The following is a 24,725-nucleotide window of genomic DNA, read 5'->3' as shown; positions in this document are numbered from 1 at the left end:
TTGCTTCCTTCCCGTCGGGTCCCGACCGGGACCCTTGACAAACCTGGTGACGGGCGTCACGTTAGGCCTGTCATTTGACACGTGTCAACAGATTCAGACGAATGTCAGGAGCGAGCTCATGCAGGTAACGGTCGTCATCGGCGGCGCGTCCGGGATCGGGGCGGCCACCGCCCGGGTGCTGCGCGACGCGGGCCACGAGGTCGTCGTCGCGGACCTCCCCGGTACCGCGGCGGACGCCTTCGTGGACGTCACGGACGAGGCCTCCGTCGAGGCGCTCCTCGACCTCGTCGTCGCCGAGCGCGGCGGCCTGCACGGCGTGGTCAACTGCGCCGGCGTCAGCACGCTGTCGCGGGTCGTGGACCACGATGCGGCCGAGTGGCGCCGGGTCGTCGAGGTCTGCCTCAACGGCGCCTTCCTGGTGCTCAAGCACGCCGGGCGCCGGATCGCGGACGGCGGCTCGATCGTGTCGCTCTCGTCGCTCAACGCCCGTCAGCCCGGGACCGGCCTGGCGGCCTACTGCGCGGCGAAGGCGGGCCTGGTCGCCCTCACCGAGGTGGCCGCCCTCGAGCTCGGCGCGCGCGGCGTACGCGTCAACGCGGTCGCCCCCGGCCTGGTCGTCACCCCGTTGACGGCGCCCGCGATGGACATCCCCGGCGTGCGCGAGGACTACCTCGACAACACCGCGCTCGGCCGCTCCGGCGAGCCGGCGGAGATCGCCGCCGCCATCCGGTTCCTGCTCTCCGACGAGTCGTCGTGGATCACCGGCGAGACCCTCGACATCAACGGCGGCGCGCACCTCAAGCGCTACCCCGACCTGGTCGGGCTCGTCGAGAAGGCGTTCGCATGACCCGCCCGACGACGACCGCGATCGTCACCGGCGGCGGCTCCGGGATCGGCGCCTCGCTCGTGCGGGCGCTGGTCGCCGACGGCGCGTACGTCGTGTGCGCCGACCTCGACCTCGACGCCGCCTCCGCCGTCGCCTCCTCGACCGCCGGACCCGGGACGGCGGTGGCGCGACAGGTCGACGTGACCTCGGCCGAGGCGGTGCAGTCCGCCGTCGACGCCGTCGTCGCCGAGCACGGCCGGATCGACCTGATGTTCAACAACGCCGGCATCACCTTCCTGGGCAACACCGAGGACCTCACCCTCGCCCAGTGGAACGCGATCATCGACGTCAACGTCCGCGGCGTCGTGCACGGCGTGCACGCGGCGTACCCGCAGATGATCGCCCAGCGCAGCGGGCACATCGTCAACACCGCGTCGATGGGCGGGCTGATGGCGGCCGGCCTGATGACGTCGTACGTCACGACGAAGCACGCGGTGGTGGGGATGTCCCTGGCGCTGCGCACCGAGGCGGCCGGGCACGGCGTCGGCGTCACCGTGGTCTGTCCCGCCGCCGTCGACACCCCGATCCTCGACAAGGGTGAGATCGGCCGGTTCAAGGGCCGCGACTACTACCTCGAGGGGCAGGGCGTGAAGCAGCCCGTCGACCCGGACGCGCTGGCCCGCCGGGTGCTCGCCGCGGTCGCCGCCGACGAGGCGATCGTGATCGAGCCGCGCCAGGCCCGGATCGCGTGGCGGATCGGCCGGCTCTCGCCGTTGCTCGTGAACCGGATGGCGACGAGGTTCATCGCGAAGCAGCGCGCGCAGGTCTCCCTGAGCCGGCGTCGCCGGCTGGGGTGAGGTGGGGGCAGGCGGCTAACGTCTGGGCCCATGGTCACGTTCGGGGGGACCGGTGTCATGCTGCTCGGCATCGGCGTCGCGGGAGTGCTCTGCGCCCTCCTCGGTCTCGCCCTCGCCCGCCCCCTCGGCTGGGTCTCCGGGTTCGCGATCGTGGGCTTCGTGTGGTCGGTCGTGGTGATCGCCCTGGTCACCCTGGTCCCCACCTCCCCCGACACCGGTTTCGTCCCCGCCGAGACCCGGATGACCTCCTGCTCCTGGGACATCGGCGGCCCCGCACCCGACGGCTTCTGGATCCTCCAGTCCGGTCAGCGCACCCTCAACACGGTCCTCTTCGTGCCCGCCGGCGCCCTCCTCGTCCTCGCCGTCGCCCGCTGGCGGACCGGCTGGCTCCTCGCCCCCGCCGGCCTCCTCGGCCTCGCCGCCTACTCCGCGATGATCGAGATCACCCAGCTCGAGCTCGCCCGGATCGACCGTGCCTGCGACGTCACCGACGTCATCGACAACACCACCGGTGCGGTGTTCGGCGCGGTGCTGGGGCTGGTCGCCGTCGTCGTGCTCCGGCCGTGGCGGCACCGGCAGGCGAAGCTCCGGCAGCGCTAGGCGGGCGGGCCGGGCTCGCTCGTCGTGCCCGAGAGCCCCGCCCGGCAGCCCGCCATCATCCGCCGGTGGTTCCACTCCAGCACCCTCCGCCCGCCGTACGACGCCAGCGCGAGCAGCCCGCCGACGGTGACCTCCTGCGCGAAGTCCAGCCGGGTCCCACCGCCGTCGGCGGTGAGCGTGAACCGGGCGTAGCCGGCCAGGTCGCCGCCGATCGCCACCTCGACCACCGGGGGCGTGCGGGAGACGGCGTCGAGGACCAGGTCGAGGGTGTAGGGCAGCGTGGACCGGCAGCGCACCCACGCCGTGTCGGGGCCGAGCTTGGCCACCGCGCGCACCTGCGGCCACCAGCGCGGGTAGTGCTCGAGGTCGACGAGCACGGCCGCCACGTGGTCGACCGGTGCGTCGACGACCCACGAGTCGGAGAAGGCGAAGGAGCGGCGCACGGCTCCATCATGGCGGTTCCCCGGCTTGACCTGGAGTGCACTCCAGGGGAGACACTCGGACCATGCCCGGAGTGAGCATCGCTGAGGCGGCCGACCACGTCGGCCTGTCGACCGACACGCTGCGCTACTACGAGAAGGACGGCCTGCTGCTGCGGCCGGTCCCCCGCGACCTCGGCGGTCGCCGACAGTACGACGAGCCCGACCTGCGGTGGATCCGGCTGGTCACCTGCCTGCGCGCGACCGGGATGCCGATCCGCGACGTGCGCCGGTACGCCGACCTGGTCCGGGCGGGCGACGGCAACGAGGAGGAGCGCCTCGCGCTGCTGCACGCGCACCGCGAGGAGGTGCTTCGCCGGCTCGCCGAGGTGACCGCGCACCTCGGGGCGATCGACCACAAGATCGGGATCTACGAGCACCGGCTCGAGGAGCTCGACAGGAGCGCTTGACCTGGAGTGCGCTCCAAGGGGTTCGATGGTCGGCATGACGAACTCGACCCGCACCCTCGGTACGACGTCCCCGCTGACCGTCTCCTCCCTCGGCCTCGGCTGCATGGGCATGTCGGAGTTCTACGGAGCTCCCGACGAGGCCGCCGGCATCGCGACCATCCACCGCGCCCTCGACCTGGGGATCACCTTCCTCGACACCGCCGACATGTACGGCCCCTTCACCAACGAGCAGCTCGTCGGCAAGGCGATCGCCGGACGCCGCGACGAGGTCCAGCTCGCCACGAAGTTCGGCAACGAGCGGCTGCCGGACGGGACCCGGCTCGGGGTCAACGGCAGCCCCGACTACGTCCGCCGCGCCTGCGACGCCAGCCTGCAGCGCCTGGGCGTCGACCACATCGACCTCTACTACCAGCACCGGGTCGACAAGACGGTCCCGATCGAGGACACCCTCGGCGCGATGAAGGAGCTCGTCGAGGCCGGCAAGGTGCGCCACCTCGGGCTGTCGGAGGCGTCCGCGGAGACCATCCGGCGCGCGCACGCGGTGCACCCGGTCACCGCGCTGCAGACCGAGTACTCGCTGTTCACGCGCGACCTCGAGGACGCGATCCTGCCGACCCTGCGCGAGCTCGGCATCGGCCTGGTCCCCTACTCGCCGCTGGGCCGCGGCCTGCTGACCGGCGCGATCACCGACACCCCGGCCGAGGGCGACAGCCGCGCCACGGCGTACTTCCCGCGCTTCCAGGGCGACAACCTCGTGACCAACCTCGCCCTCGTCGACAAGGTCCGGGAGCTGGCGACCCAGCACGGCTGCACCCCCGGTCAGCTCGCGCTCGCGTGGGTGCTCGCCCAGGGCGAGGACGTCGTGCCGATCCCCGGCACCAAGCGGGTCGCCTACCTCGAGGAGAACGCCGCCGCCCGCGACATCACGCTCAGCGCCGACGACCTCGCGGCCCTCGACGCGGCGGTGCCGCGCGACGCCGTCGCCGGCGACCGGTACGGCGACATGAGCACGATCGACGCCTGAGCCCGGCCGCCGCGACTCAGCGGGCAGGCGTGATCCGCACCTTGAGGTTCTTCATCAGGGGCTGGTCGCTCTGCTCGCTGTAGTCGCCGGCGCCGATGAGCACGTTCATCTCGGGCATGTAGCCGGCCGCACTCCCCCGCGGCAGGTCGTACCTGAGCGCCGTGTACCCCCGCAGCTCGCGGGTCGAGCCGTCCTTGCAGGTCGCGACGATGTCGACCAGCCCACCCTGCTCGATCCCCCGGGCCCTCATGTCGTCCTTGTGCAGGAACACCAGCGTGCGCAGGTTCTTCACCCCGCGGTAGCGGTCGTCGTCGGAGTAGATCGTGGTGTTCCACTGGTCGTGCGAGCGCATCGTCTGCAGCACCAGCACGTCGGGGTCGGCCGGGATCACGTCGGGCAGCGGCGCGGAGGAGAACTCCGCCCGCCCCGACGGGGTCGCGAAGACCAGCTCGCGCGCGGGCTGCTTGAGCCGGAAGCCGAGCGGCAGCCGGACCCGCCGGTTGAAGTCCTCGAACCCGATCAGCGCCTTGGCCATCGTGTCGCGGATCCGGTCGTAGTCGTCGACGTACCAGTCCCACGGGGTGGCGCTGTCCGGCAGCGTCGCGCGCGCCATCCCGGCGATGATCGCCGGCTCCGAGAGCAGGTGCGAGGAGGCCGGCTTCCGCTTGCCACGCGACAGGTGGACCATGCTCATCGAGTCCTCGACCGAGGTCTCCATCAGCCCGTGCTTCTGCTCGTCCTTCTCGGTGCGGCCCAGGCAGGGCAGGATCAGCGCCTTGCGGCCGTGGACCAGGTGGCTGCGGTTGAGCTTGGTGCTGACCTGGACGGTGAGCTCGCAGCGACGCAGCCCCTCGGCGGTGTACGGCGTGTCCGGGGCCGCCATCACGAAGTTGCCACCCATCCCGACGAACACCTTCACGGTGCCGTCGTGCATCCCGGCGATGGTCGAGACGGTGTCGCGGCCGTGCTCGCGCGGCGCCGTGATCCCGGTCGCCGCGTCGAGACGGTCCAGGAAGTCGGTGGACGGGCGGTGGTCGATGCCGCAGGTGCGGTTGCCCTGGACGTTGCTGTGCCCGCGCACCGGTGACGGGCCGGCGCCCTCGCGGCCGAGGTTGCCGCGCAGGAGCAGCACGTTGACGATCTCACGGATCGCGTCGGGGCCGTGCTCGTGCTGCGTGACGCCGAGGCACCAGCTGATCAGGGTGCGGTCGGAGGCGGAGTAGATCCGGGCGGCCTTGCGGATCTCCTTCTCCGTCAGCCCGGACTGCTCGACCAGCTCGGACCACGGCGTGGCCTCGACCAGGTCGCGGTAGTCGGAGAAGCCGTGCGTGTAGCGCTCGATGAACTCGACGTCGAGCGCCTTCGGGTCGGTGCGGAACTCCTCGAACAGCGCCTTGGCCATGCCCCGCATCAGCGCCATGTCGCCGCCGGGACGCACCTGCAGGTTGAGCGTGCCGGTGCGGGTGGCCTTCATCAGGGCCATGTCGACCATCTCGTGCGGGATGATCGCCTTGCGCGAGGCGGCCTCGATGAGCGGGTTCACGTGCACGATCTGGGCGCCCCGGTCGAAGGCCTCGGTCAGCGCGGTCAGCATGCGCGGGGCGTTCGACGCGGCGTTGACGCCCATGATGAACAGGGCGTCCGCGGTCTCCCAGTCCTCGAGGTCGGCGGTGCCCTTGCCGGTGCCGAGCGAGGCCTGCAGCGCCCGCCCGGACGCCTCGTGGCACATGTTCGAGCAGTCGGGCAGGTTGTTGGTGCCGTACTCCCGTGCCATGAGCTGGTAGAGGAAGGTGGCCTCGTTGCCGAGCCGGCCCGAGGTGTAGAACGATGCCTGGTTCGGGTCGTCGAGCGCCCGCAGCTCCGCGCCCACCAACGCGAACGCGTCGGACCAGCTGATCGGGACGTACGTGTCGGAGGCGGCGTCGTAGACCATCGGCTCCGTCAGCCGGCCCTGGTCCTCGAGCTCGAAGTCGGACCAGCCCTCCAGCTCGCTCACCGTGTGCCGGGCGAAGAAGTCGCGGTCCACCCGCTTCGACGTCATCTCCCACACGACGTGCTTGATGCCGTTCTCGCAGATGTCCAGCTTGAGGCCCTTGAGGTCGTCGGGCCAGGCGCAGCCGGGGCAGTCGAAGCCGTCGTTCTCGTGGTTCATCCGGAACATCGCGGCGCTGCCGCGACCGAACGCGCGCTCCTTCGCGAGCACCTTGTTGACCGAGATCGCGGCCCCCCAGCCGGCTGCCGGATGGTGGTAGTCCTTCTGCGACCAGCTCTGATCCGCCATGGAGCGAACCTAACCCCGCAGCACCCCCGCGCGACAGCACGTCGCGGACAAAGTCCGCGGCCGGCGTTGTCCACCACGCACTGGCCCGCGCGGCTACGGTGGGCCGGTGACCACGCCTGACACCGACGTCCTGCTCGCCAGGGCCCAGTCCTGGCTCGCCGAGGACCCCGACGTCCAGACCCGCGACGAGCTGGTGCGGGTGATCGCGGCCGTCGAGGCCGGCGACGCCAACGCCCGCGCCGACCTCGCCGACCGCTTCCGCGGCACCCTCGAGTTCGGTACGGCGGGCCTGCGCGGCGCGCTGGGCGCCGGGCCCAACCGGATGAACCGGGTCGTCGTGCTGCGCGCCGCAGCCGGCCTGGCGGCGTACCTCCTCGACACCGGCACCGCCCCCGGCACCCCCGTCGTCATCGGGTACGACGCCCGCCACAACTCCGACGTCTTCGCCCGCGACACCGCCGAGGTGATGACCGGCGCCGGCCTCAAGCCGCTGCTGCTCCCCCGGCCGCTGCCGACGCCGCTGCTGGCGTTCGCGATCCGCGAGCTCGGCTGCGCTGCCGGCGTGATGGTGACCGCCAGCCACAACCCGCCGCAGGACAACGGCTACAAGGTCTACCTCGGCGACGGCAGCCAGATCGTGCCGCCCGCCGACAGCGAGATCGCCGCGCGGATCGCGGCTGTCGGAAGCCTGGAATCGATCGCCCGTGTGCCGCTGGAGACGACCGGTGGCCGGGTCCTCGACGACGGGATCGTCGACGCCTACCTCGACACCGTCGCGGCGATCGCCGGCGACGGGCCGCGCGACCTGGCCATCGTCTACACGCCGCTGCACGGCGTCGGCGGTGGCGCACTGCCGACGGTGCTGGAGACCGCCGGCTTCGCGGCTCCCCAGGTGGTCGCCGAGCAGGAGGCACCCGACCCGGACTTCCCGACGGTCGCCTTCCCCAACCCGGAGGAGCCGGGCGCCATCGACCGCGCCGTCGCGCTCGCCGAGCGGACCGGCGCCGACCTGGTCATCGCCAACGACCCCGACGCCGACCGGTGCGCGGCCGCCGTGCCGGGGCCCGACGGCTGGCGGATGCTGCGCGGTGACGAGGTCGGCGCGCTGCTCGCGGACCACCTGCTGAGGGCCGGTCGCACCGGCGTCTACGCCACCTCGATCGTGTCGTCGTCGCTGCTCGGGACGATGGCAGCGGCCCACGGGCAGCGGTACGCCGAGACGCTCACCGGCTTCAAGTGGATCGGCCGGCTGCCCGATCTCGTGTTCGGCTACGAGGAGGCGCTCGGCTACTGCGTCGACCCGGCGCACGTCTCCGACAAGGACGGCGTCTCCGCCGCGCTGCTGCTGTGCGAGATCGCCGCCGAGGCCAAGGCCGCCGGCCGCAGCCTGCTCGACCTGCTCGACGACATCGCCGTCACCCACGGCCTGCACGCGACCGACCAGCTCTCGGTGCGGGTCACCGACCTGGGCGAGATCGCCACCGCGATGGAGCGGCTGCGCACGACGCCGCCGACCTCCCTCGGCGGCTCGGCGGTCACCACCGCCGACGACCTCACGGCCGGGTCGGCGCAGCTGCCGCCGACCGACGGCCTGCGCTACCGCACCGAGGACGGGAGCCGGGTCGTCGTCCGTCCGAGCGGCACCGAGCCCAAGCTCAAGTGCTACCTCGAGGTCGTGGTCCCCGTCGCCGGCGGCGACGTCACCGCGGCCCGGGCCGAGGCGGCGACGCGGCTCACCGCGTTGCGGGCCGACATCGCCGCCGCAGCGGGGATCTGAGCGTCAGCTGATCGAGACCGCGTCGACGACGAAGACGAGGGTCTCGTTCGGCGCGACGCCGTTGCCGCCGGCGCCGTAGCCCAGCTGCGGCGGCACGACGAGCAGCCGGCGGGTGCCCTTCTGGACGCCGATCAGGCCCTGGTTCCAGCCGTCGATGACCGGCGCGTTGCCGAGGTCCTCGAGCGGGAAGGTCTGGCCGCGCTCGAAGGAGCTGTCGAGCACCTGCTTGTCCGACCAGGTCACCAGGTGGTAGTTCGTCTCGACGGTGTCGCCGGCCTTCGCGGCCGGGCCGGTGCCCGTGACGAGGTCCTTGGAGAGCAGCGTGGTCGGGGGCTTGCAGTCGTCGGGGATGGTGATCGTCGGCGTCGCGCCGAAGTCGCCCTCGACCTTGATGTCGTCGACCGTGCACTCGTCACCCGCGGGGACAGGCGCGTCACTGGTCGGCGTCGTGGACGGCGCGCTGGAGGTGTTGTCGGCGGCCTTGTCCTCCCCGTCGTCACCACACGCACTGGTGGCGAGCACGGACAGCGACAGGAGGGCGGCGGCGGCGAGCCGGACACGGGTCTGCATGGGGTGCAGCCTACGAACGGCGTGAAACCCTCAGCGGACGAGGGCCAGCACCACGGTCGCCACGGCGAGCACGGCGAGCACCGCGATCTCGGGCACCGCCCAGGCGTGGCGCACCTGCGCGACCCCCTCGGTCGTCGTCCGACGCTCGCGGGCGGCGGCGATCCGACGCTCGATCTTGTCCTCGATCAGCCACGCGGTGGACCGCTTCTCGAGCGGGGTGTCGTGGGAGGCGCGGCGGTCCCGGCGGATGGTCCCGCGGGTGCGGCCGAAGCCGCTGCCGACGTAGCGCTGCTCACCGACGGTCACCACAGTCACCTGGGTGACGTCCACGCGCGTGATGACGGCGAAGGGCACCCACCGCGTGTGCAGGACGTTGCGCAGCTCGAGCTCGTCGCGGTGCAACCGCACGGCGGGCCGGATCATCACCAGCCAGGTCAGCACGCCGAGCAGGAGGCAGAACGGGTAGGCCCAGGGCGCGAGACCGGCCTCGTCGTCGACCAGTCCGTAGATCATCACGGCCGCCAGCAGCACCAGCCCGGTCACGCCCATGACCAGGCCGCCGGAGCTGTACCGCTCGACCTTGTCGACACCTTCGCTCTGCACAGTCGCAACCCTATGCTGGGCCCATGGCGACCACCGCCCTCGCGGCGTACTCCGAAGTGACGGCGAGCGATGCCTCGCTGCGCCGGTTCCTGCACGGCCTGCCGGGTGTCGACCAGGTCGGTGCCGAGGCGCGGGCCGCCGGGCTCGGGACCCGCTCGATCAAGACCACCTCGAAGGCGTGGGCCCTCGACCTGGCGATCAGGATGGTCGACCTGACCACGCTGGAGGGCCAGGACACCCCCGGCAAGGTCCGCGCGCTCGCCAACAAGGCACTGCGCCCGGACCCCGCCGACCCGACCTGCCCGTCGGTGGCGGCGGTGTGCGTCTACGGCGACCTGGTCGGCGAGGTCAAGGCGATCGTCGGGGACGAGGTCAACGTCGCGGCCGTGGCGACGGCCTTCCCCAGCGGGCGGGCGTCGATGGACGTCAAGCTCGCCGACACCCGTGACGCGGTCGCCAACGGCGCCGACGAGATCGACATGGTCATCGACCGGGGCGCGTTCCTGGCCGGTCGCTACCTGCAGGTGTTCGAGGAGATCGTCGCGACCCGCGAGGCGTGCAGGCGTCCCGACGGCTCGCACGCCCACCTCAAGGTGATCTTCGAGACCGGCGAGCTGCAGACCTACGACAACGTACGCCGCGCGTCGTGGCTCGCGATGCTCGCCGGCACCGACTTCATCAAGACCTCGACCGGCAAGGTCCAGCCGGCGGCGACCCTGCCGGTCACCTTGGTGATGCTCGAGGCGGTCCGCGACTTCCGCGAGGCGACCGGCGTCCAGGTCGGCGTGAAGCCGGCCGGCGGCATCCGCACCGCCAAGGACGCGATCAAGTACCTCGTCATGGTCAACGAGGTCGTCGGCGACGACTGGCTGGACCCCGACTGGTTCCGCTTCGGCGCCTCGACGCTGCTCAACGACCTGCTCATGCAGCGCACGAAGATGACCACCGGCCGCTACAGCGGTCCCGACTACTTCACCCTGGACTGAGACATGGCCTTCGAGTACGCACCGGCTCCCGAGTCGCGGAGCATCGTCGACATCAAGCCCTCCTACGGCCTGTTCATCGACGGCGAGTTCGTCGACGGCCGCGGGACGTCGTTCAAGACCGTCAACCCGGCCACCGAGGAGACCCTCGCCGAGATCGCCGAGGCCTCCGACGCCGACGTCGACCTCGCCGTCAGGGCGGCCCGGCGCGCGTTCCGCGGCTGGTCGCGGATGTCGGGCAAGGAGCGGGCCAAGTACCTGTTCCGGATCGCCCGGATCATCCAGGAGCGCGCTCGCGAGCTGGCCGTCCTCGAGTCGATCGACAACGGCAAGCCGATCAAGGAGAGCCGCGACGTCGACGTCCCCGTCGTCGCCGCGCACTTCTTCTACTACGCCGGCTGGGCCGACAAGCTCGAGCACGCCGGCCTCGGACCCGACCCGCAGCCGCTGGGTGTCGCCGGTCAGGTCATCCCGTGGAACTTCCCGCTGCTCATGCTGGCGTGGAAGGTCGCACCCGCGCTGGCGTGCGGCAACACGGTCGTGCTCAAGCCGGCCGAGACGACCCCGCTGACGGCGCTGCTGTTCGCGGAGATCTGCCAGCAGGCCGACCTGCCGCCCGGTGTCGTCAACATCGTCACCGGTGCCGGCTCGACCGGACAGGCCGTGGTCTCCCACCCCGACGTCGACAAGGTCGCCTTCACCGGCTCGACCGCGGTCGGCAAGGCGATCGCCCGTGCCATCGCCGGCACCGACAAGAAGGCCACCCTCGAGCTGGGCGGCAAGGCCGCCAACATCGTCTTCGACGACGCCCCCATCGACCAGGCGGTCGAGGGCATCGTCGGCGGCATCTTCTTCAACCAGGGCCACGTCTGCTGCGCGGGCTCGCGGCTGCTGGTCCAGGAGTCCGTGGCCGACGAGGTGCTCGGCAGGCTCAAGCGCCGGATGGGCACGCTGCGCGTCGGCGACCCGCTCGACAAGAACACCGACATCGGCGCCATCAACTCCGCCGAGCAGCTGGCCCGCATCCGTGAGCTCTCCGACATCGGCGAGGCCGAGGGCGCCGAGCGCTGGGCCCCGGCGTGCGACCTGCCGTCGTCGGGCTTCTGGTTCCCGCCGACGGTCTTCACCGGCGTCACCCAGGCCCACCGGATCGCCCGCGAGGAGGTCTTCGGACCGGTCCTGTCCGTGCTGACCTTCCGCACGCCCGCCGAGGCGATCGAGAAGGCCAACAACACGCCGTACGGCCTCTCCGCCGGCGTGTGGACCGAGAAGGGCTCGCGGATCCTGCACATGGCCTCGCAGCTGCGCGCCGGCGTGGTGTGGGCCAACACGTTCAACAAGTTCGACCCCGCCAGCCCGTTCGGCGGCTACAAGGAGTCCGGCTACGGCCGCGAGGGCGGGCGCCAGGGCCTCGCCGCGTACCTGAAGGGAGCGGACGCCTGATGGCTCGCATCGACGTGCGCAAGACCTACAAGCTCTACATCGGCGGCGCGTTCCCGCGCTCGGAGTCGGGCCACTCCTACGAGGTCACCGACAGCAAGGGGAAGTTCGTGGCCAACGCCTCCCTCGCCTCGCGCAAGGACGTCCGCGACGCGGTCGTCGCGGCCCGCAAGGCCTTCGGTCCCTGGTCGGGGCGGACGGCCTACAACCGCGGCCAGATCCTGTACCGGATCGCCGAGGTCATGGAGGACCGCCGCCCGCAGTTCGAGGACGCCGTGCGCCAGTCCGAGGGCGTCTCGGCCGCGGTCGCGCGAGCCCAGGTCGACGCCGCCGTCGACCGCCTGGTCTGGTACGCCGGCTGGGCCGACAAGCTCGCCCAGGTGATCGGCAACGCCAACCCGGTCGCCGGCCCGTTCTTCAACCACACCGCCCCCGAGCCGACCGGCGTCGTGGGCGTGCTCGCCCCGCAGGAGTCCTCGCTGCTGGGCCTGGTCTCGGTCGTCGCGCCGGTGATCGTGACCGGCAACGTCGCGGTGGTCGTGTCGTCCTACGAGCGGCCGCTGCCCGCCGTCACCTTCTCCGAGGTGCTCGCCACCTCCGACGTCCCCGGCGGCGTGGTCAACATCCTCACCGGCGACGCCTCCGCCCTCGGCCCCTGGCTGGCGGCCCACATGGACGTCAACGCGATCGACCTGTGCGGCGTCGCGGGCGACGCCGAGCTGGCGACCTCGCTGGAGGTCGCGGCGGCCGACAACCTCAAGCGGGTACGCCGGGCGCCCGACGCCGAGCCGGACTGGTCGGCCGAGCCGGGCCTGTCCCCCATGACCGCGTTCGTCGAGCAGAAGACGGTGTGGCACCCGATCGGGATCTGAGGTTCGAGCTGACGCCCGGCGAGCTGCGCGAGGTCGCGCGCTTCGTCCTGGCCTCGGCAGAGCCGTTGCTCCCCGTGTTCGAGGACGCCTGCCCGGAGGACCCGCGGCCGCGTGCCGCGCTCGACGCTGCTCGGGTCTTCGCCGACGGCGCGCCGCGCGGCCGCCTCCAGCGGGTCGCGTCGATGGACGCCCACCGGGCCGCGGCCGCCGCTCCGAGCGAGCCGGCCCGGCTCGCCGCGCAGGCCGCGGGCGACGCCGCGTCCGCCGCCTACCTCCACCCCATCGCCCGGGCACACCAGGTCGGCCACATCCTGCGCGCCTCGGCCAACGCCGCCCGGATCGCCGAGCTCGCCTCCGGCGACGACCCCCTCGCGGGTCAGGCCGCGGTCGACGCAGCGGCCGCGCGTGCGACGCCCGTGCTGGTCGACGTACTGCGTCGCTACCCCGCCGCACCGCCCGGCCGGAGTCGCGTGGCGGAGCTGATGGTGGTGCTCGACGCAGCCCTGCGAGAGCGCGCTCGCTGATCCCGGACGAGGACCGCCGGGGCTGTCCGTGGGCGTCGGTTGGGTGGCTGGTTTCGTTCCGAAAAGGCAGCGACGAGGGAGGTGGGGAGGTGGTCGGGTTCCGCGGTCGGGCTACGGTCCCGCAGGCACCTTCGCGATGGTTGGTGACGTCGGTTCTCCACACCCGTGAATGGGAGTTTCCCCTGTCCCCAGGCGGGTTCTGAACGTTCGCTTCTGTCGCAGGTGGGTGGGAGAATTCAGTCATGGATCTCGGAACCAGGCCCCGTTCGACAGCAGCTCTGCTGTCCGGGCTGCGTGCCGAGGTCGAAGGCCGCCAGGCCTCCCTCGTCCGCGAATGGGCGACGATCGTGGAGTGGGCCGGCGACCACGTCGTGTCCGGACCGGAGGGTGCGGCGACGATCACCGAGGGCTACCTCGACACCGGCGTCCCGATCGCCGGTGACGGCGCACCGCTGGTCAGCGAGTTCGCGTTGATGGAGCTCGTCGCGGTCCTCGGCCGCACCCCCGACGGCGGCAAGGCGTATGTCGGTCGGGTCATCGAGTGCGCCTGGCGGCTCCCCAACGTCTACGAGGCGGTGGTGGCGGGGAGGTTGGCGCCGTGGCGTGCTGAGCGGATCGCGGACCTCACCCGGGGTCTTGGTGCTGAGGCGGCGGGGTTCGTGGACCGGCAGCTGTGGAACGCCTCCGGCGTCGGGTGGGCCCAGCTCGAACGCCTCGTCGCTGAAGCCGTTCTCCGCTACGACCCCGACAAGGCCGAGACCGACCGGGCCAAGGCCGCCGACCACCGGCACTTCGACATCAGCGACGTCGACGAGCACGGCCTCGTGCACCTCGACGGGCTCCTGGATGCCGCCGACGGGCACGACCTCGACCAAGCCATCGGACGCAGGGCCGAGGTGCTCGGCCGGCTCGGGGACGACTCGTCACTCGACGTGCGCCGCTCCAAGGCCGCTGCCGAGCTCGCCCGCCAGGACCTGGCCCTCGACCTGTTGGTCCCGGACCCCGACACCGGGGAGGTGGTCGCGACCGTCCCCGGTCGCAAGGTCGTGTTGAACGTGCACGTCACCGACACCACCCTTGCTGGCCGGAACCCGGTCGGGCGGTGGGAGGAGGGCCGCTGCCCCGTCAGCACCGCGCAGATCCGTGAGTGGCTGCGTGCCCGGCACACCACGATCGTCGTGCGTCCGGTCGTCGACCTGGCCGACCATCTCCCCGTCACGGCCTACGAGATCCCGGACCGCCACAAGACCAGGGTCGCGTTGCGGGACCACACCTGCCGGTTCCCGCACTGCACCCGTCCCGCGACCCGGTGCGACATCGACCACGCAAAGCCCCACCAACGGGGTGGTCCGACCTGCCCCTGCAACCTCGTCCCGCTCTGTCGACGGCACCACCGCGCCAAGACCCACTCGACCTGGCGCTACGACACCCCGATGCCGGCGACCTACGTGTGGACCAGTCCCACTGGGTTCCGGTTCCGGGTCGACCACCGCGGCACCCACCCGGTGCACCCGCCCGACGAGTAGCGACCCCGCCCCGCACCCGCAGGAGCAGCGTCCTGCGGGGCGTCGGCACGTCCGCATGTCCGCATGTCCGACCGCCTACTGCGGGAGGGTCGCCCGCATCACCCGCAGCGTGTTGCCGCCCATGATCGCGGCGATCGCGGCCCGGTCGTAGCCACGGTCCACCAGCTCCTGCGTGATCGCGGCCAGGTGGGTGGTGTCCCAGCCGACGGTGGTGGCGCCGTCGTAGTCGCTGCCGAGGGCAGCGGTCCGGATGCCGGCGACCTCGACGACGTGGTCGATCGCGTCGACGACGGCCTTCGTGGTGAGCGAGCAGACGGCGGCGTCCCAGTAGCCGACGCCGACGACGCCTCCGGTGGCGGCGACTCCGCGGATCTCGTCGTCGGTGAGGTTGCGGTTGACGTCGCAGGTGGCCTGGACGCCGCCGTGGCTGAGGACGACCGGCTTGGTCGCCATCGCCAGCATCTCGGCCACCGAGTCGTGGCTGGCGTGCGCGATGTCGACGATGATCCCGCGACGCTCCATCTCCCGGAACACGCGACGCCCGAGGTCGGTCAGTCCGCCCTTCTTCTCGCCGTGCATGGAGCCGGCGACCTCGTTGTCGAAGAAGTGCGTGAAGCCGGCCATCCGCATGCCGGCGTCGAAGAGCTTGTCGAGGTTGTCGAAGTCGCCCTCGAGGTTCTGCAGGCCCTCGACCGAGAACAGCGCGCCGGTGACCTGTTGGCCGTCCTCGCGGTCGGCGACCAGCCGGTCGAGGTCGCGGCGGGAGCGGATCAGCCGGAGCGCGCCGTTGGAGTTGCGCGCGGCCTTCCCCAGCTTCTCGGCGTGGTAGAGCGAGCGCTGCAGCAGCGAGGTCCAGGTCCGCGGCGGCTGCAGCTGCGCGATGGTCAGCAGCGTGATGTTGTCGCTGTCGGCGGAGTTGCTGTCGTAGTTCTGTCCCTTCGGCGACTTCGACACCGACGAGAACACCTGCAGCGCGACGTTGCCGTCCTCGAGCCGGGGCAGGTCCAGGTGCCCGCGGTCGGAGCGGTCCAGGATGTCGCGGTCCCACATCAGCGTGTCCGAGTGCATGTCGACGATCTCCAGCGAGTCGTGGAGCTTCTGCGTCTCGGGGCTGACCTCGGGCAGCTCGGCCGGCTCGACCTTGTTCATCCCGTTCTCGACGATGCCCGGCCCGAACGTGAAGAACCCGATCGCGGCCAGCACCACCAGCGCCAGCAGTGTCAGCAACGTCCTCTTGATCCAGCGGCGCGGCCGCCGTCCTCCCTCTCCCATGGCCGCGAACTTACCGGCCGGCTCGCTCCCCCATCCCCGGTACGGCAGACTCGACCCCCATGACCGGTAGTCGGCCTGGTGCCCGCGTGATCGTGCTCGCCGGCCCCTCGGGGTCCGGGAAGTCCCGCCTCGCCGCGCGGCTCGCGAAGGCGTACGGCTGGCCGACGCTGCGGCTCGACGACTTCTACCGTGACGGCGACGAGCCGGACCTGCCGCTGATCACCGAGGGCGCCAACGCGGGGCTGGTGGACTGGGACCACCCGGGCAGCTGGAGCCACGAGGACGCCTTCGCCGCCCTCCGCGAGCTGTGCTCGACGGGCACGACCGAGGTGCCGGCGTACTCGATCTCGGAGAGCCGGCGCAACGGCTCCCAGCGTCTCGACCTGGCCGGTGCCCGGCGGTTCTGCGCGGAGGGGATCTTCGCGACCGAGATCGTCGAGGAGTGCCGCCGCGCCGGGATCCTTGCCGAGGCGTACTGCATCACCCAGCACCCGGTCGTCACGTTCTGGCGCCGGCTCACCCGCGACCTGCGCGAGCACCGCAAGCCGCCCCTGGTGCTGGTCCGACGCGGCCTGGCGCTCGCCCGTGCCCAGCGCCAGATCGTGCGCCGGGCCATCGCCGTGGGCTGCCGGGTCGCGACCGGCGACCGGGCGTTCGCCGAGCTGCGGGACAGCCACGACCAGGAGGGCGACCATGCGGTGGCCGGCTGACCTGGCGCCCAGCGCGCTGCGCCAGCCCGACAGCCGCACCTGCGGCGCGGCCAGCGTCCTCGGCGCCCGTGCCCTGCTGACCTCGTGGCGCCCGGAGGACCCGGAGCACGACATCACCGAGGAGCACCGGCTGCTCACGTCGTCGCGCAGTCCGCGCGACCGTTTCCAGGTGCCGTGGCCGCGCGCGCTCGGCACCCCGCCGTGGGCGGTCGCCAACGCGATGCGAGCGCTCAGCGGCGAGCAGGTCGCGACGGTGGTCGTGCGCCCCCGCCCCGCGATCGGGTACGACGTCCTGCGCGAGCAGCTGCGCAGCCGACCCGTCGCGGTCTACATCGGCAGCCGGTGCCTGCCGCGCCACGTCGTGCTCGCCGTCCGGGCGACCGCGACCGGCATCGAGGTGTTCGACCCGGCGAGCGGCCACCTGATCGACGTGCCCGCGCAGAACTGGGCCGGGCAGCAGGTGGGCGTCGCCGGCTGGAGCTACTTCTGGTTCGTGGTCTGAGCCTGCGCCGCGTACCAGGGCTTGATGGTCTCGGTGATCAGGCGGTACCGCTCGTCGTAGGGGATGAATGCGGACTTCATCGCGTTGACGGTCAGCCACTCCATCTCGGCCCAGCCGTAGCCGAAGGTCTCGGCGAGCAGCCCGAACTCCCGGCTCAGCGTGGTGCGGCTCATCAGCCGGTTGTCGGTGTTGACCGTGACCCGGAACCGCAGCGAGGCGAGCAGCTTGATCGGGTGCTCGGCGAGTGACGGCGCGGCGCCGGTCTGCACGTTGGACGAGGGGCACATCTCGAGCGGGATCCGCTTGTCCCTGATGTACGACGCCAGCCGGCCCAGCTGCGCCACCCCGGCGTCGTCGACCTTGATGTCGTCGACGATCCGCACGCCGTGGCCGAGGCGGTCGGCACCGCACCACTGCACGGCCTCCCAGATCGACGGCAGGCCGAAGCCCTCGCCGGCGTGGATGGTGAAGTGCGAGTTCTCGCGCTGGAGGTACTCGAACGCGTCGATGAACCGGGTGGGCGGGTAGCCCGCCTCCGGGCCGGCGATGTCGAAGCCGACGACGCCGCGGTCGCGCCAGGCGATGGCGAGCTCGGCGATCTCCATGGCGCGGGCGGCCTGGCGCATCGCGGTCAGCAGGTGCCGCACGATGATCCGGCCACCGGACGCGGCGACGGCGGCCATGCCCTCCTCGAAGCCCTGCTGCACGGCCGCCACGACCTCCTCGAGGTCGAGGCCGGACTCGACGTGGAGCTCGGGGGCGTAGCGGATCTCGGCGTACACGACACCGTCGGCGGCCAGGTCCTCGACGCACTCGCGCGCGACCCGGGTGAGCGCTTCCGCGGTCTGCATGACACCGACGGTGTGGGCGAAGGTCTCGAGGTAGCGCTCGAGGGAACCCGAGTCGGCCGCCTCCGCGAACCACCGCGCGAGCGCGTCGGTGTCGGTCTCCGGGAGGGCGTGGCCCACCCCGGCGGCGAGCTCGATGATCGTCGCCGGCCGCAGTCCGCCGTCGAGGTGGTCGTGGAGCAGCACCTTGGGTGCCGCCCGCAGCAGGTCCGCCGGCAGGCCGCGTGTAGGTTCCATGACCGAATCCTAGTGACGAGACACCACAGAGCCAGGAGCAGAGAACCATGCGGGTCTTCACCACGTTCGACGAGCTGATCGCCGCCAACGGCGAGGTCCTCGGCACCAGCGACTGGGTCGAGATCACCCAGGAGCGGGTGAACCAGTTCGCCGAGGCGACCGGTGACCACCAGTGGATCCACGTCGACGTGGAGCGTGCGAAGGAGGGGCCGTTCGGCGGCACCATCGCCCACGGCTACCTGACGCTCTCCCTCATCCCCTGGCTCGGCCACGGGATCTTCGACCTGGCCACGCCCGGCGCGAAGCTCAACTACGGCATCAACAAGGTGCGCTTCCCGAACCCGGTGCTGGTCGGCAAGCGGATCCGCTCGACGATCACCCTGGCCGAGGTCACCGAGCTCGCCAGCGGCTACCAGATCACCCTCAAGCACGTCATCGAGATCGAGGGCGAGGACAAGCCGGCCGCGGTCGCCGAGACCGTGGTGCTCCTGCTGCCCTGATCGGCCCGGATCTGTTGGCAAGACCTGCCATGCACCCGTGGAGCCGTCGTCACTAGGGTCGACCCATGTCCGCACCTCTCGACGACGTCCTGGTCCTCGACCTCACTCGCGCTCTCGCGGGCCCCCATGCGGCGATGATGCTGGGCGACCTCGGCGCCCGCGTGATCAAGGTCGAGAGCCCCGGGGGCGACGACACCCGCACCTGGGGTCCGCCGTTCGTCGACCCCACCGAGGGTGAGCGCGAGTCGACGTACTTCCTCTCGGCGAACCGCAACAAGGAGTCGATCACCCTCGACCTCAAGGACCCCGCCGACCAGGACGTGCTGGCCCGGCTGGTCGAGCGCGCCGACGTGCTGATGGAGAACTTCCGGGTCGGCGTGCTGGACCGCCTCGGCTTCCCGGTCTCCCGCCTCCACGAGCTCAACCCGCGGCTGATCGTCCTGCAGATCACCGGCTTCGGCCACGACGGCCCCGAGGCGACGCGCTCCGGCTTCGACCAGATCGCGCAGGGCGAGGGCGGCCTCATGTCGCTGACCGGCCTCACCGAGCCGACCAAGGTCGGCGTGCCGATCGCCGACCTGCTGGCCGGCATGAACGGTGCGTACGGCGTGGTGTCGGCCCTCTACGAGCGCGAGCGCACCGGCCGTGGCCGCGTCGTTCACACCTCGCTGCTCGCCGGCATGGTCGGCGTGCACGCCTTCCAGGGCACCAAGTGGACCGTCGCCAAGGAGGTCCCCGGGCTGGCCGGCGGCCACCACCCGTCGATCGCGCCGTACGGCATGTTCGCGACCGCGACCGCCCCGGTGCAGATCGCCTGCGGGTCGGAGAAGCTGTGGCAGGCGCTGTGCGCCGAGCTCGGCATCGACCCCGAGCGCGAGGGCATGGCGACCAACCCTGAGCGGGTCCGGAACCGCGACGCCGTGATCGCGCTCATCGAGGAGCTGCTGGCCCCGCTCGACGCCGAGGACGTCCTCGCGCGCCTCGACAAGGCCGGCGTACCGGCCGGCAAGGTGCGCAGCCTCGACGACGTCTACGCCTGGGAGCAGACCCGCTCGCAGGGCCTGCTCATCGACGTCGAGCACTCCACGCTCGGCAACATCCAGCTGCCCGGACCGACGCTGCGCTTCGACGACAACGCCTTCGCCGGCGGCCGCGAGCAGCACGTCGCGCCGCCCACGCTCGGGCAGCACAACGAGTCGATCCGGGAGTGGCTCGACTCCTGAGCTGATCGCGGTGCTCAGGCGTCGGCGACCGCGAGCCGCGCCTTGAGCAGCGGGATCGCCGGGTGCCGCAGCCGGCCCTCACGGCCGAGCTCGGCGAGGCAGGCCTCCAGCACCGCGGTGTCGTACGGCGCCAGCTCGCTGTAGTGCAGCACCGCGTCGGGCTGCGGGTCGGCGAGCAGCGCCTCGCGGACCGCGACGGCGACGTACTCCCCCATCTCGACCAGCGCCGGGCTCTCGGTGCCGGGCAGCAGGTCGCCGCCGTAGGCCTCGACGGCGGCGGCGACGTTGCCGCGGCGCAGCAGCGCGAGCACGTGGTCGACGTCGGTCGCGATCGGCATCAGCAGCCGGTAGGGACGCGACGCGAGCTGACCGGCCAGCGCGGCGCGCAGGTGGGACACCTCCGCCTTCAGCGTGGAGAAGGTGACCGCGTGGTCGCCGTAGAGCATCGCGTGCAACTGGTCGAGCGAGAGCCCGTCGGGGTGCAGCGCGAGCAGCGAGAGGATCTCGGTCTGGCGGCGGTTGAGCAGCAGCCGCTGGCCGTCGACGCGGGCCTCGGCGGTGCCGAGCAGGCTGAGCACCAGCCCCGGCTCGCTGGTCTCCTCGGGCGGCGCGGCCTCCTCGTAGAAGTGGGTGCGCGGCAGTGCCTGCTCGACCAGCCGCGCGAGCACGCGGGCGGTGGCCAGGCCGATCGGGTGGGTGCGCTCCCAGGTCGTGGAGATGTCGAGGACGCCGAGCTTGGTGCCGCTGACCGGGTCGTGCAGCGGCGCGGCCCAGCACACCCAGTTGTGCACGATCGGGGCGTAGTGCTCGGCGCTGAACACCATCGAGGGCCGGTCCAGCCGGTTGGCCAGGTCGAGGGCGTTGGTGCCGACGGAGCGGTCGTCCCAGCGCCCGCCGGGCACGAAGTTCACGGTCTCGGCCTTGCGCCGCATCACGCGGCCGCCGTAGGTCCACAGCACGCGGGTGTCGGGGTCGGTGACCGCGAGGACGAGGTCGCCGTCCTCGGCCGTGCGGCGCAGCTCGTCCTCGACCCGCTCGACCGCGATCTGCAGCGGCGAGCCCTTCCAGAAGGAGCGGGTCTCCGACTCGTCGGCCAGCGGTGCCTGGATCACGTCGCGGGCGACGGAGGCCCCCGAGCGGGTCCAGCTGTCGAGGATCTCGGGACGCACCTGGGTCAGCGCACCGTCGCCCTCCTCGACCCACGTGGTCCAGGCGGCGAGCGCGCGCCGCCGACGCTGGTCGAGCTCGTCCATGCCCTGCAGACTACTCCCGCTTGTGACGCCGATCACGCGTGGATGCGACCGCTCAACGTCCCCAGCGGCTCCCCCGAACCACCCCAGCGGCCGGCGACGATCTCCGCGGCGATGCTGATCGCGGTCTCCTCCGGGGTGCGGGCGCCGAGGTCCAGGCCGATCGGGCTGCGCAGCCGGGCCAGCTCGTCCTCGGTCAGGCCCGCCTCCCGCAGCCGCTCCATCCGGTCGTCGTGCGTGCGCCGCGAGCCCATCGCGCCGACGTAGCCGACCTCGGGCAGCCGCAACGCCACCTCGAGCAGGGGAACGTCGAACTTCGGGTCGTGCGTGAGCACCGCGACCACCGTGCGGGCATCGATGCGACCGGCCTCCTGCTCGGCGGCGAGGTAGCGGTGCGGCCACTCGACGACCACCTCGTCGGCGCCCGGGAACCGGCTGGTCGTCGCGAACACGGGTCGCGCGTCGCACACCGTGACGTGGTAGCCGAGGAACCCGCCGACCCGCGCCACCGCGGCGGCGAAGTCGATGGCACCGAAGACCAGCATCCGCGGCGCGGGGGCGAAGGCCCACACGAACACCCGCATGCCCTCCCCGCGGCGCTCGCCGTCGGGGCCGTAGCTCAGCGTGCCGTTGTGGCCGGAGGCGAGCAGGCCCAGCGCGTCGTCGCGCACGGCGTCGTCGATGCGCTGGCTTCCCAGCGAGCCCGTCGGGGACTCGTCGGGGCGGATCACGGTGCGCCGGCCGACGTACGCCGGGTCGGGGTGGTCGACGACGGTCGCGACCGCGACCGGGCGGCCGGCCTCGATGTCGGCGGCGATGTCGGCGAGCTCGGGGAAGGTCTCCCGGTCCACCTTCTCGACGTACACGTCGAGGATGCCGCCGCAGGTCAGGCCGACGGCGAACGCGTCGTCGTCGGAGACGCCGTAGCGCTGCAGGGTCGGGGTGCCGGAGGCCGTGACCGTCTGGGCCAGGTCGTAGACCGCGCCCTCGACGCAGCCGCCCGAGACCGAGCCGACCGCGGACGCGTCGGGGCCGACCAGCATCGAGGCGCCCGGTGGGCGCGGGGCGGAGCGGAAGGTGGCCACGACGGTGCCCATCCCGACGCTCTCCCCCGCCTCCCACCAGGCGAGCAGCTGGGGCAGGACCTCACGCACGGCGTACCTCCTCGAGCAGGTCGGCGAACGTCGCCAGCGAGTGCCCGGCGAGGAAGGCGTCGACATGGGGCAGGACGGCGACGATCCCCTGCTGCACCGGGGCGTAGCCGTCCTTGCCACGGTGCGGGTTGACCCAGACGACCTTGTGGGCGAGCCGGTGCAGCCGGTCGACCTGCTCGGCCAGCAGCGCGGTGTCGCCCCGCTCCCAGCCGTCGCTGAAGATCACCACGACCGCGCCGCGGGCCATGCCCCGGCGGCCGTGCCGGTCGACGAACGCCTTGAGCGTCTCGCCGAGCCGGGTACCGCCCGACCAGTCCGGTACGACGTCGCCCGCGGCCGCGATCGCCCGGTCCGGGTCGCGGCGCCTGAGGGCGCGGGTCAGGTGGGTGAGCCGGGTGCCGAGGCTGAACACCTCGACGCCGGGGCCGGCGTTGACGACCCGGTGGGCGAGGCGGAGCAGCGCGTCGGCGTACCCGCTCATCGAGCCGGACACGTCGACCAGCAGCACCACCCGGCGCGGTCGGGTCGCGCGCCGCCGGCGGTGGATCTCGGCCGGCTCCCCCATCCGGCGCAGGCTGGCGCGCAGGGTCCGGGAGGCGTCGACGTCGCCGCGGCGGTGCGGCGTACGACGGGCGGTCGGGCGGGTGGGCAGGGTGACGCGGAGGTTGGCGAACATGGCCGCGAGCCGGATCCGCTCGGCGGGGTCCATGGTGGCGACGTCGCGGTGGCGCAGCACCTCGGTCGCGCTGGCCGCCGCCTTGACCGGGTCGTCGTCCTCGTCGGGCCCGCCACCTGCGGCCGACTGCTCGTCGGGCAGCAGGGACGCCGTCGGCTGCTGCCGCTCGGTGCGGGGACGGACGGTGGGCGTGGTGTTGTCGCGGTCGAACCACTGGTCGAACACCCGGTCGTGGCGCTCGAGGTCCTCCGGGGTCGCGCACAGCGTCGCGCGCCCGGCCGCGCGGGTCGCCGTACGGTCGCCGAGGCCGACCAGGGCGACGGCGTCGAGGTAGGCGCGGGTGCGGTCCTGGGTGACGGGTACGCCGGCCGCCCGGAGCGCGGTGGCGAAGCCGAGGAGGATCTCGTCGGGCTGGTGGGTCAGGGTCGCGGTGGTCATCGCGCGAGCATCCGGTCGAGCGCGGCGCGCACCCGCTCGGCGTCGTCGCGGTACTTCACCAGCGCGCCGAGGGTCCGCGCCGCGGTCTCGACGTCGAGGTCGGTGGTGCCGAGGTGCTGCAGGGCCCGCGCCCAGTCGAGCGTCTCGGCGACGCCCGGCGGCTTGAGCAGGTCGGTGCCGGCCCGCAGCTGCTGCACGACCTCGACCACCTGGCGAGCCAGGGTCGCGCTGACCTCCGGCGCCCGCGACCGGACGATCGCGACCTCGCGCTCCAGGCCCGGGTGGTCGATCCAGTGGTAGAGGCAGCGTCGCTTGAGCGCGTCGTGCAGCTCGCGGGTGCGGTTGGAGGTGAGCACGACCGTCGGCGGCGTCGCGGCCTGCACGGTGCCGAGCTCGGGGATGGTCACCTGGAACGTGGAGAGCACCTCGAGCAGGAACGCCTCGAACTCGTCGTCGGCCCGGTCGACCTCGTCGATGAGCAGCACCGCCGGGCTCTGCTGCAGCGCGGCCAGGACCGGTCGCGCGAGGAGGAAACGCTCGTCGTACAGGCTCTTCTCGGCCTCCTCCACGTCACCCTTGGTGCTCCCCGACAGCGCCTCCAGGGCCCGCAGGTGCAGGATCTGGCGCGGGAAGTCCCAGTCGTAGAGCGCCTGCGTCGCGTCGATGCCCTCGTAGCACTGCAGCCGGATCAGCGGCCGGTCCAGGCACTCCGCGATCGCCTCGGCCAGCGCCGTCTTGCCGGTGCCCGGCTCACCCTCGAGCAGCAGCGGGCGCGACATCTCCAGCGACAGGAACAGGACGGTCGCCAGCTCGTCGTCGGCGAGGTAGCCCGTCTCCTCCAGCCGGCGGGCGAGATCGGCGACGCGGGTGTCCATGCACCAAGGCTAGGCGGCGGCCGTTGGCGGGAGGTTGGCAACTGTTGCCGAAGTCAGCGGGGTGTGTAGAGCCAGCGCAGGATCGTGCGGCTGGCGACGTAGCCGCACAGGACGCCCACCACGCGTGCGACGGTCTCCACCTCCCTCGACGCGTCGAGCGCGATCGCCGCGACCGTCCCGATCGCGCCGCCGAGGACGACGCAGCCCATGATGACCAGCAGCCGCATCCCGGCCGACACTTCCCGTCCCTGCGCACCCGAGGTCATCG

The 24,725-nt window shown here is 72.3% G+C and carries 26 protein-coding genes; 15 read left to right on the top strand and 11 right to left on the bottom strand.

Annotation, left to right across the window (positions count from 1 at the left end; all coding sequences use genetic code 11):
- Positions 1-118 precede the first annotated feature (118 nt).
- From BJ958_RS26610 to BJ958_RS26600, 3 genes are read left to right on the top strand one after another with little or no spacing between them, the layout of a single operon-like run.
- On the top strand, positions 119-847 hold the full coding sequence (locus tag BJ958_RS26610; protein WP_179729765.1) for an SDR family NAD(P)-dependent oxidoreductase: 729 nt from the start codon (positions 119-121) through the stop codon (positions 845-847).
- Positions 844-1,683, top strand: a complete 840-nt coding sequence (locus BJ958_RS26605) for an SDR family oxidoreductase (RefSeq protein ID WP_179729764.1) — start codon at positions 844-846, stop codon at positions 1,681-1,683. The genes BJ958_RS26610 and BJ958_RS26605 overlap by 4 nt, the downstream gene beginning before the upstream one ends.
- A gap of 30 nt (positions 1,684-1,713) precedes the next feature.
- Positions 1,714-2,283, top strand: coding sequence for a VanZ family protein (locus tag BJ958_RS26600; protein WP_179729763.1), 570 nt, complete (start codon positions 1,714-1,716; stop codon positions 2,281-2,283).
- On the opposite strand, the gene BJ958_RS26595 is transcribed toward BJ958_RS26600, so the two are convergent.
- Positions 2,280-2,726: an SRPBCC family protein gene (locus BJ958_RS26595; protein ID WP_179729762.1), complete on the bottom strand. Its 447-nt coding sequence runs from the start codon at positions 2,724-2,726 to the stop codon at positions 2,280-2,282. The two genes, BJ958_RS26600 and BJ958_RS26595, sit on opposite strands and share 4 nt — an antisense overlap.
- Before the next feature lie 62 nt (positions 2,727-2,788).
- Here BJ958_RS26595 and BJ958_RS26590 point away from each other — a divergent pair, with 62 nt between their 5' ends.
- The gene (locus BJ958_RS26590; protein WP_179729761.1) at positions 2,789-3,172 is read left to right on the top strand and encodes a MerR family transcriptional regulator; all 384 of its coding nucleotides are present in this window, start codon (positions 2,789-2,791) and stop codon (positions 3,170-3,172) included.
- Between the two features lie 34 nt (positions 3,173-3,206).
- Entirely contained in the window at positions 3,207-4,196 is a 990-nt protein-coding gene (locus tag BJ958_RS26585; protein WP_179729760.1) for an aldo/keto reductase, read from the top strand.
- Positions 4,197-4,212: 16 nt separating this feature from the next.
- Here the strand turns inward: BJ958_RS26585 and BJ958_RS26580 are convergent, their stop codons facing one another.
- Positions 4,213-6,477 carry an FdhF/YdeP family oxidoreductase gene (locus BJ958_RS26580; protein ID WP_179729759.1) on the bottom strand — a complete coding sequence of 755 codons (2,265 nt, stop codon included), beginning with the start codon at positions 6,475-6,477 and terminating at the stop codon, positions 4,213-4,215.
- 106 nt (positions 6,478-6,583) lie between these two features.
- Here BJ958_RS26580 and BJ958_RS26575 point away from each other — a divergent pair, with 106 nt between their 5' ends.
- Positions 6,584-8,254 carry a phosphohexomutase domain-containing protein gene (locus BJ958_RS26575; RefSeq protein ID WP_179729758.1) on the top strand — a complete coding sequence of 557 codons (1,671 nt, stop codon included), beginning with the start codon at positions 6,584-6,586 and terminating at the stop codon, positions 8,252-8,254.
- A 3-nt stretch (positions 8,255-8,257) separates the two neighbouring features.
- On the opposite strand, the gene BJ958_RS26570 is transcribed toward BJ958_RS26575, so the two are convergent.
- Both BJ958_RS26570 and BJ958_RS26565 read right to left on the bottom strand, forming a co-directional pair.
- Positions 8,258-8,824 carry an FKBP-type peptidyl-prolyl cis-trans isomerase gene (locus tag BJ958_RS26570; RefSeq protein ID WP_179729757.1) on the bottom strand — a complete coding sequence of 189 codons (567 nt, stop codon included), beginning with the start codon at positions 8,822-8,824 and terminating at the stop codon, positions 8,258-8,260.
- Positions 8,825-8,854: 30 nt separating this feature from the next.
- Positions 8,855-9,427: a hypothetical protein gene (locus BJ958_RS26565; protein WP_179729756.1), complete on the bottom strand. Its 573-nt coding sequence runs from the start codon at positions 9,425-9,427 to the stop codon at positions 8,855-8,857.
- 23 nt (positions 9,428-9,450) lie between these two features.
- Here BJ958_RS26565 and deoC point away from each other — a divergent pair, with 23 nt between their 5' ends.
- The 5 genes from deoC to BJ958_RS26540 all read left to right on the top strand — a co-directional run bounded on the left by deoC (position 9,451) and on the right by BJ958_RS26540 (position 14,772).
- Positions 9,451-10,413 carry a deoxyribose-phosphate aldolase gene (deoC, locus tag BJ958_RS26560; RefSeq protein WP_179729755.1) on the top strand — a complete coding sequence of 321 codons (963 nt, stop codon included), beginning with the start codon at positions 9,451-9,453 and terminating at the stop codon, positions 10,411-10,413.
- Positions 10,414-10,416: 3 nt separating this feature from the next.
- Complete coding sequence (locus tag BJ958_RS26555) at positions 10,417-11,853, top strand: aldehyde dehydrogenase family protein (protein ID WP_179729754.1); 1,437 nt, start codon at positions 10,417-10,419, stop codon at positions 11,851-11,853.
- The gene (locus tag BJ958_RS26550; RefSeq protein ID WP_179729753.1) at positions 11,853-12,722 is read left to right on the top strand and encodes an aldehyde dehydrogenase family protein; all 870 of its coding nucleotides are present in this window, start codon (positions 11,853-11,855) and stop codon (positions 12,720-12,722) included. The genes BJ958_RS26555 and BJ958_RS26550 overlap by 1 nt, the downstream gene beginning before the upstream one ends.
- Entirely contained in the window at positions 12,701-13,246 is a 546-nt protein-coding gene (locus tag BJ958_RS26545) for a putative immunity protein (protein ID WP_343052815.1), read from the top strand. Before BJ958_RS26550 ends, BJ958_RS26545 begins: the two co-directional genes overlap by 22 nt.
- A 242-nt stretch (positions 13,247-13,488) precedes the next feature.
- Positions 13,489-14,772: an HNH endonuclease signature motif containing protein gene (locus BJ958_RS26540; RefSeq protein WP_179729752.1), complete on the top strand. Its 1,284-nt coding sequence runs from the start codon at positions 13,489-13,491 to the stop codon at positions 14,770-14,772.
- 75 nt (positions 14,773-14,847) lie between these two features.
- Here the strand turns inward: BJ958_RS26540 and BJ958_RS26535 are convergent, their stop codons facing one another.
- Positions 14,848-16,044: a dipeptidase gene (locus BJ958_RS26535; protein ID WP_179729751.1), complete on the bottom strand. Its 1,197-nt coding sequence runs from the start codon at positions 16,042-16,044 to the stop codon at positions 14,848-14,850.
- Positions 16,045-16,103: 59 nt separating this feature from the next.
- Here BJ958_RS26535 and BJ958_RS26530 point away from each other — a divergent pair, with 59 nt between their 5' ends.
- Positions 16,104-16,754, top strand: a complete 651-nt coding sequence (locus tag BJ958_RS26530) for an ATP-binding protein (protein WP_179729750.1) — start codon at positions 16,104-16,106, stop codon at positions 16,752-16,754.
- The gene (locus BJ958_RS26525; RefSeq protein WP_179729749.1) at positions 16,738-17,256 is read left to right on the top strand and encodes a hypothetical protein; all 519 of its coding nucleotides are present in this window, start codon (positions 16,738-16,740) and stop codon (positions 17,254-17,256) included. Before BJ958_RS26530 ends, BJ958_RS26525 begins: the two co-directional genes overlap by 17 nt.
- Here BJ958_RS26525 and BJ958_RS26520 read toward each other — a convergent pair.
- Positions 17,235-18,341: an adenosine deaminase gene (locus BJ958_RS26520; protein ID WP_179729748.1), complete on the bottom strand. Its 1,107-nt coding sequence runs from the start codon at positions 18,339-18,341 to the stop codon at positions 17,235-17,237. The two genes, BJ958_RS26525 and BJ958_RS26520, sit on opposite strands and share 22 nt — an antisense overlap.
- A gap of 47 nt (positions 18,342-18,388) precedes the next feature.
- On the opposite strand from BJ958_RS26520, the gene BJ958_RS26515 reads away from it, so the two are divergent.
- Both BJ958_RS26515 and BJ958_RS26510 read left to right on the top strand, forming a co-directional pair.
- Positions 18,389-18,841, top strand: a complete 453-nt coding sequence (locus tag BJ958_RS26515) for a MaoC family dehydratase (RefSeq protein ID WP_179729747.1) — start codon at positions 18,389-18,391, stop codon at positions 18,839-18,841.
- A gap of 65 nt (positions 18,842-18,906) precedes the next feature.
- A complete protein-coding gene (locus tag BJ958_RS26510; RefSeq protein ID WP_179729746.1) occupies positions 18,907-20,064 on the top strand; it encodes a CaiB/BaiF CoA transferase family protein in 1,158 nt (385 codons plus the stop codon).
- Between the two features lie 14 nt (positions 20,065-20,078).
- Here BJ958_RS26510 and BJ958_RS26505 read toward each other — a convergent pair whose 3' ends face one another.
- The 5 genes from BJ958_RS26505 to BJ958_RS26485 are packed head-to-tail and all read right to left on the bottom strand — an operon-like array spanning position 20,079 to position 24,723.
- Entirely contained in the window at positions 20,079-21,317 is a 1,239-nt protein-coding gene (locus BJ958_RS26505; protein WP_179729745.1) for a sigma-54-dependent transcriptional regulator family protein, read from the bottom strand.
- A 32-nt stretch (positions 21,318-21,349) separates the two neighbouring features.
- Positions 21,350-22,468 (bottom strand): XdhC family protein, encoded by a 1,119-nt coding sequence (locus BJ958_RS26500; RefSeq protein WP_179729744.1) that lies wholly within the window; start codon positions 22,466-22,468, stop codon positions 21,350-21,352.
- Positions 22,461-23,582, bottom strand: a complete 1,122-nt coding sequence (locus BJ958_RS26495; RefSeq protein ID WP_179729743.1) for a vWA domain-containing protein — start codon at positions 23,580-23,582, stop codon at positions 22,461-22,463. Before BJ958_RS26495 ends, BJ958_RS26500 begins: the two co-directional genes overlap by 8 nt.
- Positions 23,579-24,457, bottom strand: coding sequence for an AAA family ATPase (locus BJ958_RS26490; protein ID WP_179729742.1), 879 nt, complete (start codon positions 24,455-24,457; stop codon positions 23,579-23,581). The genes BJ958_RS26495 and BJ958_RS26490 overlap by 4 nt, the downstream gene beginning before the upstream one ends.
- Before the next feature lie 53 nt (positions 24,458-24,510).
- Positions 24,511-24,723 (bottom strand): hypothetical protein, encoded by a 213-nt coding sequence (locus tag BJ958_RS26485; RefSeq protein ID WP_179729741.1) that lies wholly within the window; start codon positions 24,721-24,723, stop codon positions 24,511-24,513.
- Between the last annotated feature and the right edge of the window lie 2 nt (positions 24,724-24,725).

The sequence above is a fragment of the Nocardioides kongjuensis genome, from assembly GCF_013409625.1.
GTDB classification, from domain to species: domain Bacteria; phylum Actinomycetota; class Actinomycetes; order Propionibacteriales; family Nocardioidaceae; genus Nocardioides; species Nocardioides kongjuensis.
Note: the sequence above shows the minus strand (reverse complement) of the source record. Positions and strands in the feature narration are given on the sequence as shown.

Bases quoted from the DNA above. Each gene is read 5' to 3' on its own strand.
- BJ958_RS26610 (WP_179729765.1), top strand. From the start codon at position 119: ATGCAGGTAACGGTCGTCATCGGCGGCGCGTCCGGGATCGGGGCGGCC.
- BJ958_RS26605 (WP_179729764.1), top strand. From the start codon at position 844: ATGACCCGCCCGACGACGACCGCGATCGTCACCGGCGGCGGCTCCGGG.
- BJ958_RS26600 (WP_179729763.1), top strand. From the start codon at position 1,714: ATGGTCACGTTCGGGGGGACCGGTGTCATGCTGCTCGGCATCGGCGTC.
- BJ958_RS26590 (WP_179729761.1), top strand. From the start codon at position 2,789: ATGCCCGGAGTGAGCATCGCTGAGGCGGCCGACCACGTCGGCCTGTCG.
- BJ958_RS26585 (WP_179729760.1), top strand. From the start codon at position 3,207: ATGACGAACTCGACCCGCACCCTCGGTACGACGTCCCCGCTGACCGTC.
- BJ958_RS26580 (WP_179729759.1), bottom strand. From the start codon at position 6,477: ATGGCGGATCAGAGCTGGTCGCAGAAGGACTACCACCATCCGGCAGCC.
- BJ958_RS26570 (WP_179729757.1), bottom strand. From the start codon at position 8,824: ATGCAGACCCGTGTCCGGCTCGCCGCCGCCGCCCTCCTGTCGCTGTCC.
- deoC (WP_179729755.1), top strand. From the start codon at position 9,451: ATGGCGACCACCGCCCTCGCGGCGTACTCCGAAGTGACGGCGAGCGAT.
- BJ958_RS26555 (WP_179729754.1), top strand. From the start codon at position 10,417: ATGGCCTTCGAGTACGCACCGGCTCCCGAGTCGCGGAGCATCGTCGAC.
- BJ958_RS26550 (WP_179729753.1), top strand. From the start codon at position 11,853: ATGGCTCGCATCGACGTGCGCAAGACCTACAAGCTCTACATCGGCGGC.
- BJ958_RS26540 (WP_179729752.1), top strand. From the start codon at position 13,489: ATGGATCTCGGAACCAGGCCCCGTTCGACAGCAGCTCTGCTGTCCGGG.
- BJ958_RS26535 (WP_179729751.1), bottom strand. From the start codon at position 16,044: ATGGGAGAGGGAGGACGGCGGCCGCGCCGCTGGATCAAGAGGACGTTG.
- BJ958_RS26530 (WP_179729750.1), top strand. From the start codon at position 16,104: ATGACCGGTAGTCGGCCTGGTGCCCGCGTGATCGTGCTCGCCGGCCCC.
- BJ958_RS26525 (WP_179729749.1), top strand. From the start codon at position 16,738: ATGCGGTGGCCGGCTGACCTGGCGCCCAGCGCGCTGCGCCAGCCCGAC.
- BJ958_RS26520 (WP_179729748.1), bottom strand. From the start codon at position 18,341: ATGGAACCTACACGCGGCCTGCCGGCGGACCTGCTGCGGGCGGCACCC.
- BJ958_RS26515 (WP_179729747.1), top strand. From the start codon at position 18,389: ATGCGGGTCTTCACCACGTTCGACGAGCTGATCGCCGCCAACGGCGAG.
- BJ958_RS26510 (WP_179729746.1), top strand. From the start codon at position 18,907: ATGTCCGCACCTCTCGACGACGTCCTGGTCCTCGACCTCACTCGCGCT.
- BJ958_RS26505 (WP_179729745.1), bottom strand. From the start codon at position 21,317: ATGGACGAGCTCGACCAGCGTCGGCGGCGCGCGCTCGCCGCCTGGACC.
- BJ958_RS26495 (WP_179729743.1), bottom strand. From the start codon at position 23,582: ATGACCACCGCGACCCTGACCCACCAGCCCGACGAGATCCTCCTCGGC.
- BJ958_RS26490 (WP_179729742.1), bottom strand. From the start codon at position 24,457: ATGGACACCCGCGTCGCCGATCTCGCCCGCCGGCTGGAGGAGACGGGC.
- BJ958_RS26485 (WP_179729741.1), bottom strand. From the start codon at position 24,723: ATGACCTCGGGTGCGCAGGGACGGGAAGTGTCGGCCGGGATGCGGCTG.